Below are 17,901 nucleotides of genomic sequence, written 5' to 3'. Positions count from 1 at the left end.
AATGACGCCAACTTGGTTTCACAAGTGGCGTCATTTATTTTATCTTTTGAAAGTCTCAGCGTTTAGCTTGCGTACATTGCCGCAATTTCATTTGAATATTTAGAATAGATGTTCTTACGTTTGAGCTTTAATGTTGGCGTAATTAACCCTGATTCCATTGAAAAAGCTTCTGGTAATAAGGTGAATTTTTTAATCTTCTCAAAACCTGCAAGCTCAGTTTGGATCTCTTTTAAACGCGCCTCAAAAAGCTCCATCACATGTGAGTGTTTCACAAGCTCCATCGGGTTTTCAAATTTGATCCCCTTCTCTTTTGCCCAAGCTTCTAGCTGTTCAAAAGCCGGAACAATTAATGCCGTCACATAGTTACGTGCATCCGCAACAATTGCAACTTGCTCAATAAATGGGCAGCACCCCACTTTGCCTTCAACACGTTGCGGCGCAATATATTTACCATTTGAGGTCTTCATCAACTCTTTAATGCGATCGGTAATCACTAAATTGCCGGTTTCATCTAACTTACCCGCATCGCCAGTTTTCAACCAACCATCTTCAGTAAAGGCTTCAAGGGTATCTTGATCTCGGTTGTAATAACCGCGCATCACAGTATCCCCTTTAATTAAGATCTCATCATTTTCACCGATTTTAATCTCAGTTTCAGGCAAAATACGTCCATTCGTACCAAGCAAACGATTATCAACAGTTTGGCAAGAAACCGTCGCTGTGGTTTCTGTCATGCCATAGCCACATAAAATTGGCAAACCAGATGCTTGGAAGAATTGTGCGACATTTTTATCTAATGCTGCGCCGCCACAAGGAATAAACTTAATGCGTCCACCCATTGCCGCTTGCACTTTACTAAAGACCAATTTTTGCGCAATTTTTTGCGAGAGGCCAAGCCAAGGGAAAACTGTTTTTTGCGCTTGGGTGTGATGAAAATGCTTTAAACCCGTGCGCTGCGCCCAATTGAAAATTACTGCGGTTGCGCCACCGGCTTTGGCCGCTTTTTGATTGACAGCAGTATAGATTTTCTCTAGCACACGTGGCACCACACATAAGACATGTGGACGTGCGTACGCCATGGCTTCTTTAACTTTTTGGGTATCGTTTAGATACACATTACGTCCACCACGCGAGAGCACATAAAAGCTCCATGCACGTTCAAAGATGTGGCTTAACGGCAAGAAAGCCAGCGAGACTTCACCTTGGTTAAAATCAATCACTTTATCATGCTGCGCGATTGAGGCAGCGATATTACGGTAATCTAGCATCACGCCTTTTGGATCGCCCGTGGTGCCCGAGGTATAAATAAGTGTCAATAAATCATCTAGATTCGCATCATCAAGCCTTGCAGCGAGCTCATGGTTTAAGCTGTCTGCATCAGCTAAATCAAGCGTGCGATAAGTTTCAATGATGGCGTCAAATGAATAATGGTGTGGTGATTTCAGCTCGATACCTTGCTCAAACACGATCACTTGCTCGATGCTGTCACACATCATTTCAAGCTCACACGCCATTTTGTATTCAGCTGCTGTTTGCACAAAAAGCACTTTTGCACGTGCATCGGTTAAGATATAACGCGCTTGCTCAAGGGTGCTGGTTGGATAAATCGGCACAATCACTTGACGTGCTTTTAAACTGGCTACATCTGCGCATGTCCATTGTGGACAGTTGTTCGCTAGAATCGCACATTTGTCTTGTACCTTGAGTCCAGAGTGGATCAAGTGTTTTGCGAGAGCATCCGTCATCTCATTAAAATCTTGCCATGTCACCTTATCCCAAGGTGCTTGCATTTCAAAGCCTTCTAATGCAATTTGGCTTGCTTGCAATTTGGCTTGCTCGGTTAATAGAGATATAACATGGTATTGGCTAAGAGACATTCGCCCTCACTTTTTTAGCTTACAAGTGTACGTTAGAGAGCTGCATTTTACTAAAATTGCCTGAAAACTCTAGCTTTTTCTTGGTTCATTTATTGATAAAGGTCATAAAAATGACGTATAAAGAAGATAAAAGAATCGAATATTCAAGAAGTTAGTCAAAGTGTTAGCAAATATTGAAATAATTAAGCAATCGCTGCAAATTCACTCAATATCACCGCATTTTCCAATAAAAAAGCCTTATTGTCTGGTCACACTTGCAAAAAATGCAAGCCGATAACCAGATCAACAAGGCTTTATACCACTAACTCATTTATAAATAAGAAATTATATTTTAAGTGGTTGAATTACATCAACAAAATAGTTCACCATGCGAATATCAGGCACTGAGGTAAAGTTTTCCATCAAATAAGCAGGTTTAGGGTAACGGTAGTACCCTTGACCAGATTGTACTCCTAATAGACCTTTATCTAAGAAATGCTCTTTAAGATAATCTGCATTTTTGCGCATTTGCTCATCTTCATAGATCTCAGACCAATGGTACAAAATATTACATGCGGTGCGCATACCCACCACATCCAAGATACCAAATGGACCCATGCCACTGCCCTTGTTGAAGATCATATAGGTGCGATCCACATCTTCAGCAGTACCGATACCATTAGTCACCAAAGTTTGCGCTGAGTTAAGCAAAGACACCAGCCAAGTATTGAGTAAATAACCGTGTTGCTCTTTTTTCAACGGGATTGGCACCATACCAATTTCAATTGCAAATTGGGTGATCGCGGCAATGGTTTCACGCGCGGTAGTGTCATGCGCCATGATTTCAGCAAGGTTGAGTTGCCAAGGCGTCGCAGCAAAGTGAAGGGTACAGAATTTTTCAGGTCGCCCTGTCACATCGGCAAACTGACTCGGAACTAAAGTGGAAGTATTGGTTGCGATCAGACTATGCTCAGGCAAAGTTGTTGCCAATTGAGTATAAACGCTATTTTTGATTTCAGGCTTTTCTGGTACAGCTTCAATAACTAAATCAACGCCTTGAGTCGCTTCGTCGAGATTGGTGGTAAACTGGATACGTTTGAGCAGAAACTCAATATCCGTTTCAGTTAGATTGTACTCTTTGCGGAAAAGCTCAGCATAAGTTTCATAAGCTTTTTTACAGTTATCTAGGGCTTCTTCATTGATATCATACACAACGGCATGTTTATCTTTGTAGGCAACTTGCCACGCAATTTGTCCACCCAGTACACCTGAACCTAAAATAAGAACTTTATCAATTGGCATTATATCCATGCTGAAACCTTTTATAGAGTAAGAAATAACAAATTTTATCGTTTAACTAAGTGATGTATACCAAGCAAATATATGTGATGTCACTTGGTTAGTTTACTAGAGTTAAAAATTAAGATTGCATTTGTGTGAAGAACACTTAAATCTTACTCTTAATATTGGTATATAAAACATGAACAGGATCACGTTAGATTATTTTATACTATAAATTTAATAAAAAATAAGAAAAATAGTCTATGTAACCCACTCTGCTAAGCGAATTATTCTTCGTCTTTAAAGATAAATCTGTGTTTACCGTGTGAAGCCTTGGCTTTTAAGTAACCTTCGTTACCAGCTTTCATGTGTAAATGCGTTGGCACCACTTCTGCTAGTTCAATCCCTGCTTCTTGCAGTTCACGAATTTTCTTCGGGTTATTGGTAATAAGGCGAATTTTAGGCACGCCTAGCGCTTGAAGCATTTGCGCCGCTTCACCAAAATCACGTAGATCATCCGCAAACCCTAAATGGTTGTTGGCTTCATAAGTATTCATGCCTTGGCTTTGCAGCTCATAAGCATCAATCTTATTATAAAGTCCAATTCCACGACCTTCTTGACGTAAATAAAGTAAGATCCCGCCTTCTTTGCCCATGCGCTCGATGGTTTCATCAAGTTGTTCGCCACAGTCGCAACGTGAGGAATGGAATACATCGCCAGTCAAACATTCAGAGTGCATACGTACCAATGGCGTCTGCTCACTTTGATCCGCTTTGTTAAAAATCAGCGCAACGTGCTCTTTGTCTGTCGTGAGCCCACGAAAAGATAAGATCTCTGCATCAATATGACTTTGGCTACCTACTTTTAAATCAACTCGTGCTCTTACTTCAGCCATTTCTTCTCTCTTTACTTCAATTTCTTTGATCATGATCAAACATACTAATCAGCCAACAGGTATTGGCAAGCTATATTTTGATTTTCGTATTTAATTGGTTAATTTTTGATACCTTCAGCAGGCATCAATGGCGCTATATAGATCTGGGTAAATAAAGCGATAGCCTAAACCAATTAACTTGCTTGGGCTAACCTCTTTATTTGGCGTTTGATTCAAAGTGACAAAATCAGTCAAAGGCTCAGATCCAAGCGCTGCTTGATAAAATTGCGCCTTGGTCAAATCACTCGGGATGCTGACATTCAGCACTTGATTGGTAATGCTTTGCTCAATCATATACTGACATATGCCGATCACATCGGCTTGATGCACCATATTGGCTTTGGCAAGGCTGCTCACTGTCTTTAAATGCTGAACAAAACGCTTCGGATGACGATTGGGCCCAATGAGACCTGAGCAACGTAAAATACAATATGGCACTTGGCTATCAATGACAGCTTGCTCGGCTGCAAGCATAGCTTTGGATTTATCACTAAACGCATCGCTTTGGCTTGCTTGGATAAAACTTGCATCGTCTTCATGCATGAGTTTGGGCATATCTGGATATACGCCACTGGTGCTGATCATCAATACTTGCTTAACATCCAAAGCTTTGGCAAGGCTGCCTAAATGCTGCCAGCGATTGGCATAGCCGCGCATGGCGACATCCGTCACCGCGCGTCTTAGCTTAGGTGGAAATGCGCCAATAATAATATCAAAATGCGCTAACCCTGTTGCCGTTAATAGCTCATCTTTTTGCGCCTGCACTGCTTTCTTGGAGACAGGTTCTGCGCTTAAAGCTAATTCAAACCCTTGAATACCTTGCGCGGTGAGAGTAGCGACGCCTGCAACACTTGTGCGCGTGGCCCAAACCTGATGCCCTTGCTCGGCGAAAACTTTCGCCATCGGCGCGCCAAGCCAGCCTGCGCCAACAATTAAAATATTTTTTGAAGATCCCATCTCTTGCATCCTGTATCCATCAAGCGTTTGAATTAATTGATACCTGATACTAGCATATCAAGTTAACAATCCATGGCTTTAAAACAAAAAAATGCCAGCAAGGCGAACCCTACTGGCATGATTATCTGCGTGCGTTAACGATTACTCGTCGTTTGCATCATCTGCAGCTGGGCTTTCACCGGCTGCATCTTGATTTTGTTCAGCGTTTGCGTTTGTCTCATCCGCCGATTCTTCTGCTGCTTCATCGATAAGCTCTTCTTCGATCTCTTCGATGCGCTGCAGACCCACCACTTGCTCATCTTCTGAGGTGCGGATCAAGGTTACGCCTTGGGTATTACGACCCACTTGGCTGACTTCTGAAACGCGGGTACGAACCAAGGTGCCTGCGTTGGTGATCATCATAAACTCATCACCTTCAAGGGCTTGGATAGCGCCAACGACGCTGCCGTTACGCTCAGAAACCTTAATTGAAACCACGCCTTGGGTGCCACGACCTTTGGTTGGGTACTCAGCAATCGACGTACGTTTACCATAACCATTTTCAGTCACAGTTAAGATATCGCCTTCTGCATTTGGCACAATCAAAGATACCACTTGGTCGTTTTCAGCAAGTTTCATGCCGCGAACACCAGAAGCGGTACGTCCCATTGGGCGCACACCTTTGAACTTGATTTCAGGGTTACCGTTTTCATCAAGCACTGGGTTGCCGTTCTCATCAAGCACTGGCAGCTCTTCTGCTTCTTTAAAGCGAACCACTTTACCAGCTTGTGAGAAGAGCATGATTTCGTTTTCACCATTAGTGATATCAACGCCAATTAAGGAGTCTTCATCACGTAGGTTGACCGCAATCAGGCCATTTGCACGCACGTTTGAGAAGCTTGCAAGTGAGGTTTTCTTCACTGTACCGTCACCGGTCGCCATAAAGATAAACTTATCTTCGCTAAACTCATCAACACGTAAAATAGCTGTGATGCGCTCGTTTTCTTCCAATGGCAAAATGTTAACAATTGGCTTACCACGCGCAGTACGCGTCGCATGTGGCAATTGATATACTTTCAAGCGATACGCTTTACCACGGGTTGAGAAGCACAAGATATTATCATGGGTATTAGCAACTAATAGACGCTCGATGAAGTCTTCATCTTTCATCTTGGTTGCGCTCTTACCTTTACCGCCACGACGCTGCGCTTCATAATCACTTAGAAGTTGATATTTCACATAGCCTTCGTGTGACAGGGTCACAACAACATCTTCTTGCGCAATCAGCTCTTCCATGTCGATATCATGAGAAGCGGCTGTAATTTCAGTGCGGCGCTCATCGCCAAAGCCTTCACGAACAGTTTCTAGCTCTTCGCGGATCACTTCCATCAAACGCTCTGTGCTTGATAAAATGTGTAAAAGCTCTGCAATTTCTTCAAGCAATGTTTTGTATTCAGCTAAGATTTTTTCGTGCTCAAGGCCTGTTAGGCGGTGCAGACGTAAATCTAGGATAGCTTGTGCTTGTTGCTCCGTTAAATAGTATTGACCATCACGGATGCCATACTCTGGCTCAAGCCACTCAGGACGCGCAGCATCAGTGCCAGCACGTTCTAGCATTGCTGCCACATTACCTAAATCCCAACCACGAGCAATCAAGCCAGCTTTGGCTTCTTGTGGGGTTGGCGCTTGGCGGATAAGCTCAATGATTTCATCAATGTTTGATAAAGCCAGAGACAAACCTTCCAAGATATGCGCGCGATCGCGGGCTTTGCGTAATTCAAAAATAGTACGACGCGTGACCACTTCACGGCGGTGATCAACGAAACATTTTAGCATCTCTTTTAGGTTAAAGAGTTTTGGCTGGCCGTTATCTAGCGCCACCATGTTGATGCCAAATGTGGTTTGCAGTTGGGTCAGTGAATAAAGATTGTTTAATACAACTTCAGCAACCGCATCACGCTTACATTCAATCACGATACGCATGCCGTCTTTATCCGACTCATCACGTAGTGCGCTAATGCCTTCAACTTTCTTGTCTTTGACAAGATCCGCGATTTTTTCAATCAAGCGGGCTTTGTTTACTTGGTATGGAATCTCGGTCACGATAATGGTTTCACGACCATTTTTCTCGGTTTCGATATTCGCTTTAGAACGCATGTAAACTTTACCGCGGCCTGTTTTATAAGCGTCGATAATGCCTTTACGACCGCTAATTAATGCAGCCGTTGGGAAATCTGGACCTGGGATATGCGTCATCAGCTCATCAATGGTCACATCTTCGTTGTCGATGTAAGCCAAGCAGCCGTCGATGACTTCGCCAAGGTTATGTGGCGGAATATTGGTTGCCATACCGACAGCGATACCCGATGAACCATTGACTAAAAGGTTTGGGATCTTGGTTGGCAGCACTTCTGGGATTTTTTCAGTACCGTCGTAGTTATCAACATAATCAACGGTTTCTTTTTCTAGATCAGCAAGGAGTTCATGCGCCATTTTCGCCATGCGCACTTCGGTATAACGCATTGCTGCCGCGCTATCACCATCGATTGAACCAAAGTTACCTTGACCGTCCACCAGCATATAGCGTAAGGAGAATGGCTGCGCCATACGTACAATTGTATCGTATACCGCACTATCACCATGTGGGTGGTATTTACCGATCACGTCGCCAACAACACGGGCGGACTTTTTATAAGCTTTGTTCCAGTCATTGCCTAGTACATTCATCGCAAATAGAACGCGACGGTGTACAGGTTTGAGGCCGTCACGCACATCCGGCAGTGCACGACCCACGATGACAGACATCGCATAATCTAGGTACGAACCCTTGAGCTCGTCTTCAATATTTACTGGCGTAATTTCTCTTGCTAAATCGCTCATGGAGCCATTATCCCTCTAATTTTTGATCGTATATATATGCAGAAAAATTGCCAAGATTGCAAATTTTTGCATTTTGTACATCTTTTCACATATAAACGCACAAGAGCTAAAATATAACACAAAAATTTACCAAGCGGCACTAGTTTCCCTTGGCTTTTGTTTGGCGAGATCAAATTTAAATTCAAGTGCTTAAAAATCAAGCAAGGATTTTGCAAAAGCTTTACTTGGGCTAAATATTTGAGTTCAAATGCGCGCAAAAATACTGTGTTTGAATTTGTCTTGGCAAAAATTACTGCTATAGTGAAGCATCTTTTGTTAACCCTTTGACTTTTATCATGACACAGACCAATCAAAACCAAAATGTAGACCCAAGTGAAATCAAAAAATTTGAAGATATGGCAGAGCGCTGGTGGGACCCGTCTGGCGAATTTAAGCCTTTGCATCAAATTAACCCGCTACGACTTGGCTATGTCCTTGAAAAAGCAAATGGCTTATTTGACAAAAAAGTTTTAGACGTCGGCTGTGGTGGCGGCATTTTAGCTGAAAGCATGGCCCACGAAGGCGCAATTGTGACTGGTCTAGACATGGGCGCAGCGCCACTTGAAGTTGCGCGTCTGCACGCCTTGGAAACCGGCACTAAACTTGAATACATTCAAAGCACAATTGAAGATCACGCGGCGGCTCACCCACAAACCTATGATGTGGTCACTTGCATGGAGATGCTGGAGCATGTGCCAGATCCCCTTTCTGTGATCCGCGCGTGTAGCCAGTTGGTCAAACCGGGCGGGCATGTATTCTTCTCAACATTAAACCGTAATTGGAAATCATATCTGTTTGCGATTGTTGGCGCAGAGAAGCTGTTAAAGATCGTGCCAGAAGGCACTCATGAACATGAGAAGTTTATCCGCCCTGCCGAGCTCCTAGCAATGCTTGATACCACTGACTTAACCGAGCAAGGGATCAAAGGGCTGCATTACAATCCACTGACAGATACCTACAAACTTGGTGCGAATGTGGATGTGAATTACATTTTGCATACGCAATATCAATTGTAAATTAATCTTAATACGCTTATTTGAAACTAAGGGTGAACATTCACGAGATGTTTGCCCTTTTTTTAACCAAAAAACACCCATCCCTAAAACAGTGCATTGGCTCCCCAAACTCAGTCATTATTGATGCAAAATTGGTGCATTTTTCATACCAGTTTAAAGCAAGAAACCAAGCCCAAGTTTTCGTAAAGATCAAGCAAAATATTTTTGACAAATATCAATTTTGGCTAAACTTTATCCTAACTAAATTTACGGATTTTCGCTAAGTTAGAGCGGATAAAATCCACCTCGTAAGTAGTCACCAACCCAGAATCAAAAAAAAAATTTTATCCTCCGCTTATCCACAAGGCAAACAGACTTTGTCACTTGAAATATCCGAGCAAACGCATTATCTTGTATCCGCTAACACAATTACCCCTATATCTAGTGTTAAACAGATATTTGACATTCTTGTTTTGATCCACAAAAAACAGGAAGTGTAAACCTATTTTTTCCATTTTTTGCAGCAGGCACACGTCTCGTTGCACGACATATTTGTTAGGGACACAACTGACATGAATCAACATTTAACCGTCACCAAACGCGATGGCCGAGAAGAACCGATAGATCTAGACAAACTGCACCGAGTGATCACTTGGGCGGCAGAAGGTTTAGAGAAGGTTTCTGTCTCACAAGTCGCGCTCAAAGCTCACATTCAATTTTATGATGGCATCACCACCTCTGATATCCATGAAACCATCATCAAATCGGCGGCGGACTTGATTTCTGAAGAAACCCCTGACTACCAATATCTTGCTGCGCGCCTTGCGGTTTTCCACCTGCGCAAAAAAGCTTATGGTCAATTTGAGCCACCACGTTTGTTTGATCACGTGAAGCACTTAGTTGAAAAAGGTAAGTACGACAAACACTTACTTGAAGATTACACCCAAGCTGAATTTGACGAAATGGACGAGTTCTTAGTCCATGATCGTGATATGAATTTCTCTTATGCCGCAGTCAAGCAGCTCGAAGGTAAATACTTTGTGCAAAACCGCGTCACCAAAGAAATTTATGAGAGCGCACAGTTTTTATATATTCTGGTTGCTGCTTGCTTGTTTGCAAAATACCCAAGCGACACGCGTCTTGACTATATCAAGCGTTTTTATGATGCGGTTTCAACCTTTAAATTGTCACTGCCAACGCCTATTATGTCTGGCGTACGTACCCCGACGCGTCAATTTAGCTCATGCGTGTTAATCGAGTGTGACGATAGCCTAGATTCAATCAATGCAACGGCAGGTTCAATTGTACGCTATGTCTCACAACGTGCGGGCATCGGCATCAATGCGGGTCGCATTCGCGCACTAGGCTCTGAAATTCGCGGTGGTGAAGCCTTCCACACAGGTTGTATTCCGTTTTATAAATACTTCCAAACGGCTGTGAAATGCTGCTCACAAGGTGGCGTTCGTGGCGGCGCGGCGACTGTTTTCTATCCGCTGTGGCACGGTGAAGTACAATCTTTACTTGTGCTTAAAAATAACCGCGGGGTTGAAGAAAATCGCGTCCGTCATATGGATTACGGCGTTCAGCTAAACAAATTAATGTATACGCGTCTTATTCAAGGCGGCAACATCAGCCTCTTCTCACCATCGGATGTCCCAGGACTGTATGATGCTTTCTTTGAAGATCAAGCCAAGTTTGAGAAGCTGTATGTTAAATATGAGAACGATCCTAACATTCGTCGCCAAACTGTGCGCGCGGTGGAGCTTTTCTCATTATTAATGCAAGAGCGTGCCTCAACGGGTCGTATTTATATCCAAAACGTGGATCACTGTAATACCCATAGCCCGTTTGACCCAAGTGTTGCGCCTGTACGCCAATCAAACCTTTGTCTTGAAATTGCGCTGCCAACCAAACCGCTGCGCAATGTAGAAGATGAAGAAGGCGAAATCGCGCTGTGTACGCTTTCTGCGTTTAACTTAGGCAAAATTAAATCTCTGACTGACTTTGAAGAGTTATCTGATCTGATTGTCCGCGCGCTTGATGCCCTGCTGGATTATCAAGATTACCCGCTTCCTGCAGCAAAACGTGCGACCATGAACCGTCGTACTCTTGGTGTGGGCGTGATTAACTATGCTTATTATCTTGCCAAACACGGCGTGCGTTATTCAGATGGCAGCGCCAATGGCCTGACTCACCGCACCTTTGAAGCGATTCAATATTACTTGCTTAAAGCATCTATGAATCTTGCCAAAGAGCAAGGTGCATGCCCAAGCTTTAACGAAACAACTTACTCACAAGGTATTTTACCGATTGATTCTTATAAGAAAGATGTCGATAAAGTGTGTGATGAGCCGTTACACTTGGATTGGGAAACCTTGCGTGCTGAAATTCAAGAGCATGGTTTACGTAACTCAACTTTAACTGCGTTAATGCCTTCTGAAACCTCATCACAAATCTCGAATGCAACCAACGGTATTGAGCCGCCACGTGGGTTTGTATCGGTGAAAGCATCAAAAGATGGGATCTTAAAACAAGTTGTGCCAGACTTTTTAGAACTGAAAAACAACTATGAATTATTGTGGAAAATTCCAAACAACCAAGGTTATTTACACCTTGTTGGGATCATGCAAAAATTCATTGACCAGTCTATTTCTGCCAATACTAACTATGATCCAAGTGTTTATGAAAATGGCCGTGTACCAATGAAGCAATTGCTTCAAGATCTCCTAACGGCTTATAAATATGGCGTGAAGACGCTTTATTATCATAACACTCGTGATGGTGCAAAAGATGATCAAACCGAAGTCACTGTCCCAGAAGAAGATTGTGAAGGCGGCGGTTGTAAGATTTAATAGGCAGTATTGAACAGTCGCTTAAAATTGAGTTAGGGCGTATATCAGCGCAGCAAAGGTTTTGAGGCACATGGATGTGCCGAATGAAGTGCCCATGGATGGCTTGAACGCCTTTGCGAAGTCGATATATTCCTAACTCAATCTCAGCAGTCGTGATATACACTCATACTAGACACTATTTAAAAATTTAAGGTGAAAGGCAAATGTCCTATTCGACTTTTAATCAGACCAAAAATGACCAACTCAAAGAGCCAATGTTCTTTGGTCAATCCGTAAACGTCGCACGTTACGATCAACAAAAATTTGAAATCTTCGAAAAGCTTATCGAAAAACAATTGTCTTTCTTCTGGCGCCCAGAGGAAGTAGACGTCTCAAGTGATCGCATTGATTATAAAAACTTGCCTGAGCACGAACAGCATATTTTTATCAGTAACTTAAAATATCAAACCTTGCTCGACTCGATTCAAGGCCGTAGCCCGAACGTTGCCCTGCTGCCACTGGTTTCGATTCCAGAGCTTGAAACTTGGATTGAAACTTGGTCATTCTCAGAGACGATTCACTCACGTTCATACACGCATATCATTCGTAATATCGTCAATGATCCGAGCTTAGTGTTTGATGATATCGTTGAAAACGAACATATCCTAAAACGCGCCGCAGATATCTCGCATTACTATGACAAGCTCATTGAAATGAGTAATGACTATCATAGATTCGGTGAAGGCACGCATGAGCTCAATGGCGAGACAGTGACAGTGTCACTACATGAGCTTAAAAAGCAGCTTTATATTTGCTTGATGTCCGTCAATGCGCTCGAAGCGATCCGCTTTTATGTCAGCTTTGCCTGCTCATTTGCCTTTGCTGAACGTGAATTGATGGAAGGCAATGCAAAAATCATTAAGCTTATCGCACGTGATGAAGCCCTGCACTTAACTGGCACCCAGCACATGATCAACATTTTGCGTAATGGTCAAGATGACTTTAGCTTTATGCAAATTGCTGAAGAGTGCAAACAAGAATGTTTTGAGCTCTTTAGAAACGCCGCAGAGCAAGAAAAAGAATGGGCAGAATACCTATTTAAAGATGGCTCTATGATAGGTCTGAACAAAGACATCTTGTGTGAATATGTGGAATATATTACCAATATTCGTATGCAAGCGGTTGGCCTTGATATTGCGTATCCAAAAGCGACATCCAACCCAATTCCTTGGATCAACACTTGGTTATCGTCAGATAATGTGCAAGTGGCGCCGCAAGAAGCTGAAATTAGCTCCTACCTTGTGGGTCAAATTGACAACCAAGTCAATGCCAATGATTTTGACGGCTTTGAACTTTAAGTTAATTTTTTAAACGTTAAGCCCTCACTATCTAAAGAGCATGGGAATTTTTCATGCTCTTTTTTATTCTTTACACCCTGTCTATATTTTGAACGGTTACGCATGTCAAAACAAATCCATATCAATGCTCAACTTGTGATTAAATCAAAAGATCAAACGATTTTACAAGCGATGGAAGATGCAGGCCTTGAAGCTGAATACCACTGCCGTGATGGGCATTGTGGGGCGTGTCGCTGCAAGCTGAAAAAAGGTCAAGTCGAAGAAGTTGGCTTTGCGATGGCATATAAACATTCAGATGAGATCCTGCCGTGCATTAGCAAAGCAAGATCCGATATCGAATTAGAAGGCGTGAAGTATAAACATAACGAGTTTGTCTAAATTCACCCTCCTTTAGCCATTTAAACTGGCTGTCATCTATAAGATAGAGTGAGACTTAGCGCGATGAACTAAGCTTTAAACACTCAGCCAAAACCTTTTCATCAATATCCGCTAAACGATTGCAACCCGTTAACATCATCGCAATGCGCAGCTCTTCTTTGAATTGAGACAAAAGATGCTCGACCCCTGCTTGACCATTTGCTGCTAACGCATACACAAAGCTACGACCAATTAAAGTACAGTCTGCGCCAAGAGCCAACATTCGCAAGACATCCAGACCAGAACGTATCCCAGAATCTGCGAGAATTTTGATCTCCCCTTTGACCGCATCTGCTATTTTAGGTAAGACACTTGCTGTAGACGGCACACCATCAAGCTGACGTCCACCGTGATTAGAGACAATCAAAGCATCAGCGCCATATTGAACAGCATTTTTAGCATCATTCACCTCCATGATCCCCTTCACAACAAGATTCCCATCCCATTTTTCACGTATCTTTGCTAAGTCTTCCCAATCAAATGAAGCATCAAAATTCCAACCTATTGCATCTTCTAGATCAACCGGTTGCGAGCGAAAAACTGAGACATTGCCCAGCTCATGCGGTCGTCCAAACACGCCAACATCAAGCGCCCAACTTGGATGCATACAAGCTTGCGAGATACGGCGAATCGCAGCATAAGGGCCCATCATGCCATGTCTGACATCACGATAACGTGCACCCGGTGTCGGCATATCTACGGTAAAGACTAAAGTTTGTACACCACAAGCTTTCGCACGCTCAAGCATATTATCGAGAAAACTAGGCTCTTGTAACGGATATATTTGTAGCCATAAGGGACGGCTGATACTTTGACTCACTTCTTCCATTGAGCAGACAGAGACAGTAGAAAGCGTATATGGAATGCCTGCATTTTGCGCAGCTTTGGCTGATTGCACTTCCCCACGCCGCGCATACATACCATTGATGCCAATCGGCGCAAGTGCAATCGGCATTGATAACGCTTCACCAAAAAGTGAGCATTGCATATCCAGCGCAGACATGTCCTTTAACACACGCTGATTAACGGTCAGATTTTTTAGATCCTGAGTGTTTCGTTGCAGGGTTTCTTCTGCGAACGCGCCGCCATCTAAATAATGAAATAAAAATGCAGGTAGCTTTGACTTGGCAGCCAAGCGGTAATCACTGGGAGAGGAGATAATCATACCTAAATCCTTGAATATTTATTCTTAGTATGTGCGTAAATATCTCACAACTTTTACCCTTTGACCAGATGATAATAAATCTTTTCATATAAATAATAGGGATTTTATTTTTTAACTACTATTCATCTTTAATATATCTTTTTGTAAAGAATGAAACCCAATTTCAAAGTGTTATTTTTAACTAACAGATTTCTTTTTTAATTCTACATTGCAAACCAAATTTAATTACATACTCACTTATTTTGTAACAAAATTAACCGTCCTAAAAAATAAGACAATGAATTTCAATATTTAAAAGTGTTTTTAAATCTAAATTGATATTTTCGGCATAGCTCAAATATAACGAAGCAATATTGATCAAAATCATAGTTTGGTGACGCTATTGTCACATATAGCAGGACAGTGCTGTGCAAATTTGGATCTTATCGATCTAAGATCAAGTTGATAATATGCCACCAGCAAATACATATTATTACAAAGAAATATAAGAAGGCTTAATAATGTCCAGTAAGAAATCGTTAGCAAGGATATTTTCATATACCCTTGCCCTAGGTGCACTTTCCTCATCAATTTTATCTACGCCAGTTTTTGCCGAGGAAGAAATTTCACTAGAAGAAGCAGCTCAAAAATCAGCAAATCCAGTGTCTGACGTTTGGATGTTACTCTTACAAAATGATTACACGGCGCTTGAAAAAGAAAATGGCGCGCACGAGATGCGTAACCGTTTAAGCTTACAGCCTGTGATGCCTGTGCCGATCCTTGATGATTCTTGGAATATCGTGAACCGTGTGATTTTACCTGTTGTGACTGCGCCAGGATCAGGCGATTTGAACGGTTCACTAGAAGATATTTTCACCACAGATTCAACGACTGGTTTAGGTGACACTGTTGTCATGTCTGTGGCTGCGCCAAACCGTACTGATGGCTGGATCTGGGGTGTGGGTCCAACCATGATCATGCCAACCGCAACGGAAGATTCACTTGGTCAAGATAAATGGCAATTAGGTCCATCGGGTCTATTAATTCACTTAGGTAAAGAAACCGGTCAGCCATTTAACTTTGATAGCTGGAACATTGGTGTAATTGCACAACATTGGTGGAGTGTCGGTGGAGATGATGATCGCGCGCATACCAACCAATCTGATATCCAGTACCTATTGAACTATCGCTTAAATGCAACGGATCTATTAGGTATGACGCCAAATATCCAAATCGACTGGACCAAAGATGGCAAAGACAGATTTAGTGTGCCAATCGGTTTAGGTTATATTTCTATGTTCCGTATGGGTAACGTGCCTGTGCGTTGGGGTGTTGAGTTGCAATACTATGCAATGCGTCCAGATGCAGACAAATTCGATGAAAACTGGAAAGGCGATTCAATTGCTTATACGCCAGAATGGAACTTGAAGTTCATGATTGCACCTGTGATTAAAAACCCATTGAAATAATATAAGTTTCAATACAAGATAAACCAAGGGCCTAGAGTTAATCCACTTTAGGCTTTTTTGTTTTAGCAATCTAAGTCTTCTTTTTTACAGATTGCGTCAACGCTCGCACTTTTAAGCCCCTCACTTTCCTGCGCTCAACTAGACTCAAAGAGTACCCACTGATGAGACAGGAGTCCATTATGATTTATGCAAACCCAGGCACGCCAGATGCCATCGTCACCTTCAAAGATACCTATCAAAACTTTATTGATGGACAGTGGATTGCCCCAAGTGATGGGCAATATTTTGACAACATTAGCCCAGTCAATGGCAAAGTCTTTTGTAAAGTCGCGCGTTCCACTGAGGCCGACCTTGAAAAAGCAATCCACGCCGCGCAAACTGCGTTTGAAAGCTTTGGTAAAACATCTGTCCAAGAACGCAGTCATTTGCTGCTCAAAATTGCCGATCGTATGGAGCAAAACCTTGAAGCACTCGCTGTTGCTGAAACTTGGGACAATGGCAAGTCCGTGCGTGAAACCCTCGCCGCAGATATGCCACTAGCCATTGATCATTTCCGCTATTTTGCAGGTTGCCTGCGCGCGCAAGAAGGCAGCATTAGTGAAATCGATGCCAATACTGTGGCCTATCATTTTTATGAGCCTCTTGGCGTCGTCGGGCAGATTATCCCGTGGAATTTCCCAATATTAATGGCGGCGTGGAAACTTGCCCCTGCCCTTGCGGCTGGGAATTGCGTGATCTTAAAACCTGCTGAGCAAACCCCTGCTTCGATTTTATATCTCTTTGAGCTGATTGAAGATATTCTGCCTAAAGGGGTGGTAAATATCCTCAATGGTTTTGGGATGGAAATTGGTCATGCCCTTGCCACCAGCACAAAAATTTCCAAAATCGCCTTTACCGGCTCCACCGCAACCGGTGGCAAAATCTTACATGCCGCAGCAGATAACCTCATCCCATCAACTGTGGAGCTTGGGGGTAAATCGCCCAACATCTACTTTAATGACGTGTTTGCCAAAGACGATGCCTTCTTAGATAAATGTATTGAAGGCGCTGTGCTTGCCTATTTAAACCAAGGCGAAGTTTGCACTTGCCCGTCCCGCCTTTTGGTGCAAGAAGATATTTATGATGCTTTTATCGAGAAGTTTATTGCCCGCACCAAGCAAATTAAACGTGGCAATCCGCTTGATACAGAAACCATGGTTGGCGCCCAAGCCTCCAAAGCTCAGTATGAGAAGATCCTAAATTACATTGAGATAGGTAAAGAAGAAGGTGCAAAAGTCTTAATTGGGGGCGGCATTGAAAACATTGATGGGCTTAATACTGGTTATTATATCCAGCCGACCCTTTTAGAGGGGAATAACAAAATGCGGGTCTTCCAAGAAGAAATTTTTGGCCCTGTGGTCAGCGTGACCAAGTTTAAGGACATGGCGGATGCGATTGCGATTGCCAATGATACCGACTATGGCTTAGGCGCTGGGGTCTGGACGCGCGATATGAAAACCGCTTATCAAGTTGGGCGCGCGGTGCAAGCCGGACGGGTCTGGACTAACTGTTATCACGCCTACCCTGCGCATGCAGCTTTTGGCGGTTATAAAAAATCAGGTATTGGGCGCGAAACCCACAAACTTGCGCTGTCTCATTACCAACAAGTGAAAAACTTACTGGTGAGCTATGATGACAACCCACTTGGTTTTTTCTAACAGGCATTTTTAAAGCTAAAAAAAGGGACAACCAAACTGGCGTCCCTTTTATCAATTTAAGCT

Annotated in this window: 12 protein-coding genes; 6 read left to right on the top strand and 6 right to left on the bottom strand. The window is 42.8% G+C overall.

Annotation, left to right across the window (positions count from 1 at the left end):
- Positions 1–62: 62 nt before the first annotated feature.
- From AC2VOY_RS00520 to gyrA, 5 genes are all read right to left on the bottom strand, one after another.
- A complete protein-coding gene (locus tag AC2VOY_RS00520) occupies positions 63–1,877 on the bottom strand; it encodes an AMP-dependent synthetase/ligase (protein ID WP_491831653.1) in 1,815 nt (604 codons plus the stop codon).
- Positions 1,878–2,201: 324 nt separating this feature from the next.
- A complete protein-coding gene (locus AC2VOY_RS00515; RefSeq protein ID WP_491831651.1) occupies positions 2,202–3,167 on the bottom strand; it encodes a 3-hydroxyacyl-CoA dehydrogenase in 966 nt (321 codons plus the stop codon).
- A 257-nt stretch (positions 3,168–3,424) separates the two neighbouring features.
- Positions 3,425–4,033: a GTP cyclohydrolase II gene (gene ribA, locus AC2VOY_RS00510; protein ID WP_491831650.1), complete on the bottom strand. Its 609-nt coding sequence runs from the start codon at positions 4,031–4,033 to the stop codon at positions 3,425–3,427.
- Between the two features lie 114 nt (positions 4,034–4,147).
- Positions 4,148–5,029 (bottom strand): NAD-dependent epimerase/dehydratase family protein, encoded by an 882-nt coding sequence (locus AC2VOY_RS00505; protein ID WP_491831649.1) that lies wholly within the window; start codon positions 5,027–5,029, stop codon positions 4,148–4,150.
- Between the two features lie 141 nt (positions 5,030–5,170).
- A complete protein-coding gene (gene gyrA, locus AC2VOY_RS00500) occupies positions 5,171–7,888 on the bottom strand; it encodes a DNA topoisomerase (ATP-hydrolyzing) subunit A (RefSeq protein WP_491831647.1) in 2,718 nt (905 codons plus the stop codon).
- A 335-nt stretch (positions 7,889–8,223) separates the two neighbouring features.
- Here gyrA and ubiG point away from each other — a divergent pair, with 335 nt between their 5' ends.
- From ubiG to yfaE, 4 genes are all read left to right on the top strand, one after another.
- Positions 8,224–8,943 (top strand): bifunctional 2-polyprenyl-6-hydroxyphenol methylase/3-demethylubiquinol 3-O-methyltransferase UbiG, encoded by a 720-nt coding sequence (gene ubiG, locus AC2VOY_RS00495; protein WP_491831645.1) that lies wholly within the window; start codon positions 8,224–8,226, stop codon positions 8,941–8,943.
- A 551-nt stretch (positions 8,944–9,494) separates the two neighbouring features.
- On the top strand, positions 9,495–11,774 hold the full coding sequence (gene nrdA, locus AC2VOY_RS00490; RefSeq protein ID WP_491831643.1) for a class 1a ribonucleoside-diphosphate reductase subunit alpha: 2,280 nt from the start codon (positions 9,495–9,497) through the stop codon (positions 11,772–11,774).
- A 203-nt stretch (positions 11,775–11,977) separates the two neighbouring features.
- The gene (gene nrdB, locus AC2VOY_RS00485; RefSeq protein ID WP_491831641.1) at positions 11,978–13,111 is read left to right on the top strand and encodes a class Ia ribonucleoside-diphosphate reductase subunit beta; all 1,134 of its coding nucleotides are present in this window, start codon (positions 11,978–11,980) and stop codon (positions 13,109–13,111) included.
- A 102-nt stretch (positions 13,112–13,213) separates the two neighbouring features.
- Positions 13,214–13,489, top strand: coding sequence for a class I ribonucleotide reductase maintenance protein YfaE (gene yfaE / locus AC2VOY_RS00480; RefSeq protein WP_491831639.1), 276 nt, complete (start codon positions 13,214–13,216; stop codon positions 13,487–13,489).
- A gap of 55 nt (positions 13,490–13,544) precedes the next feature.
- Here the strand turns inward: yfaE and lldD are convergent, their stop codons facing one another.
- Entirely contained in the window at positions 13,545–14,693 is a 1,149-nt protein-coding gene (gene lldD / locus AC2VOY_RS00475) for an FMN-dependent L-lactate dehydrogenase LldD (protein WP_491831637.1), read from the bottom strand.
- A gap of 500 nt (positions 14,694–15,193) precedes the next feature.
- On the opposite strand from lldD, the gene AC2VOY_RS00470 reads away from it, so the two are divergent.
- Together AC2VOY_RS00470 and exaC are read left to right on the top strand one after the other, a co-directional pair.
- Entirely contained in the window at positions 15,194–16,141 is a 948-nt protein-coding gene (locus tag AC2VOY_RS00470; RefSeq protein WP_491831635.1) for a transporter family protein, read from the top strand.
- Positions 16,142–16,320: 179 nt separating this feature from the next.
- On the top strand, positions 16,321–17,838 hold the full coding sequence (gene exaC / locus AC2VOY_RS00465; RefSeq protein WP_491831633.1) for an acetaldehyde dehydrogenase ExaC: 1,518 nt from the start codon (positions 16,321–16,323) through the stop codon (positions 17,836–17,838).
- Positions 17,839–17,901: the final 63 nt, after the last annotated feature.

Source organism: Vibrio sp. KMM 9700, assembly GCF_058545285.1.
This window is presented reverse-complemented; position numbering and strand designations above follow the sequence as displayed.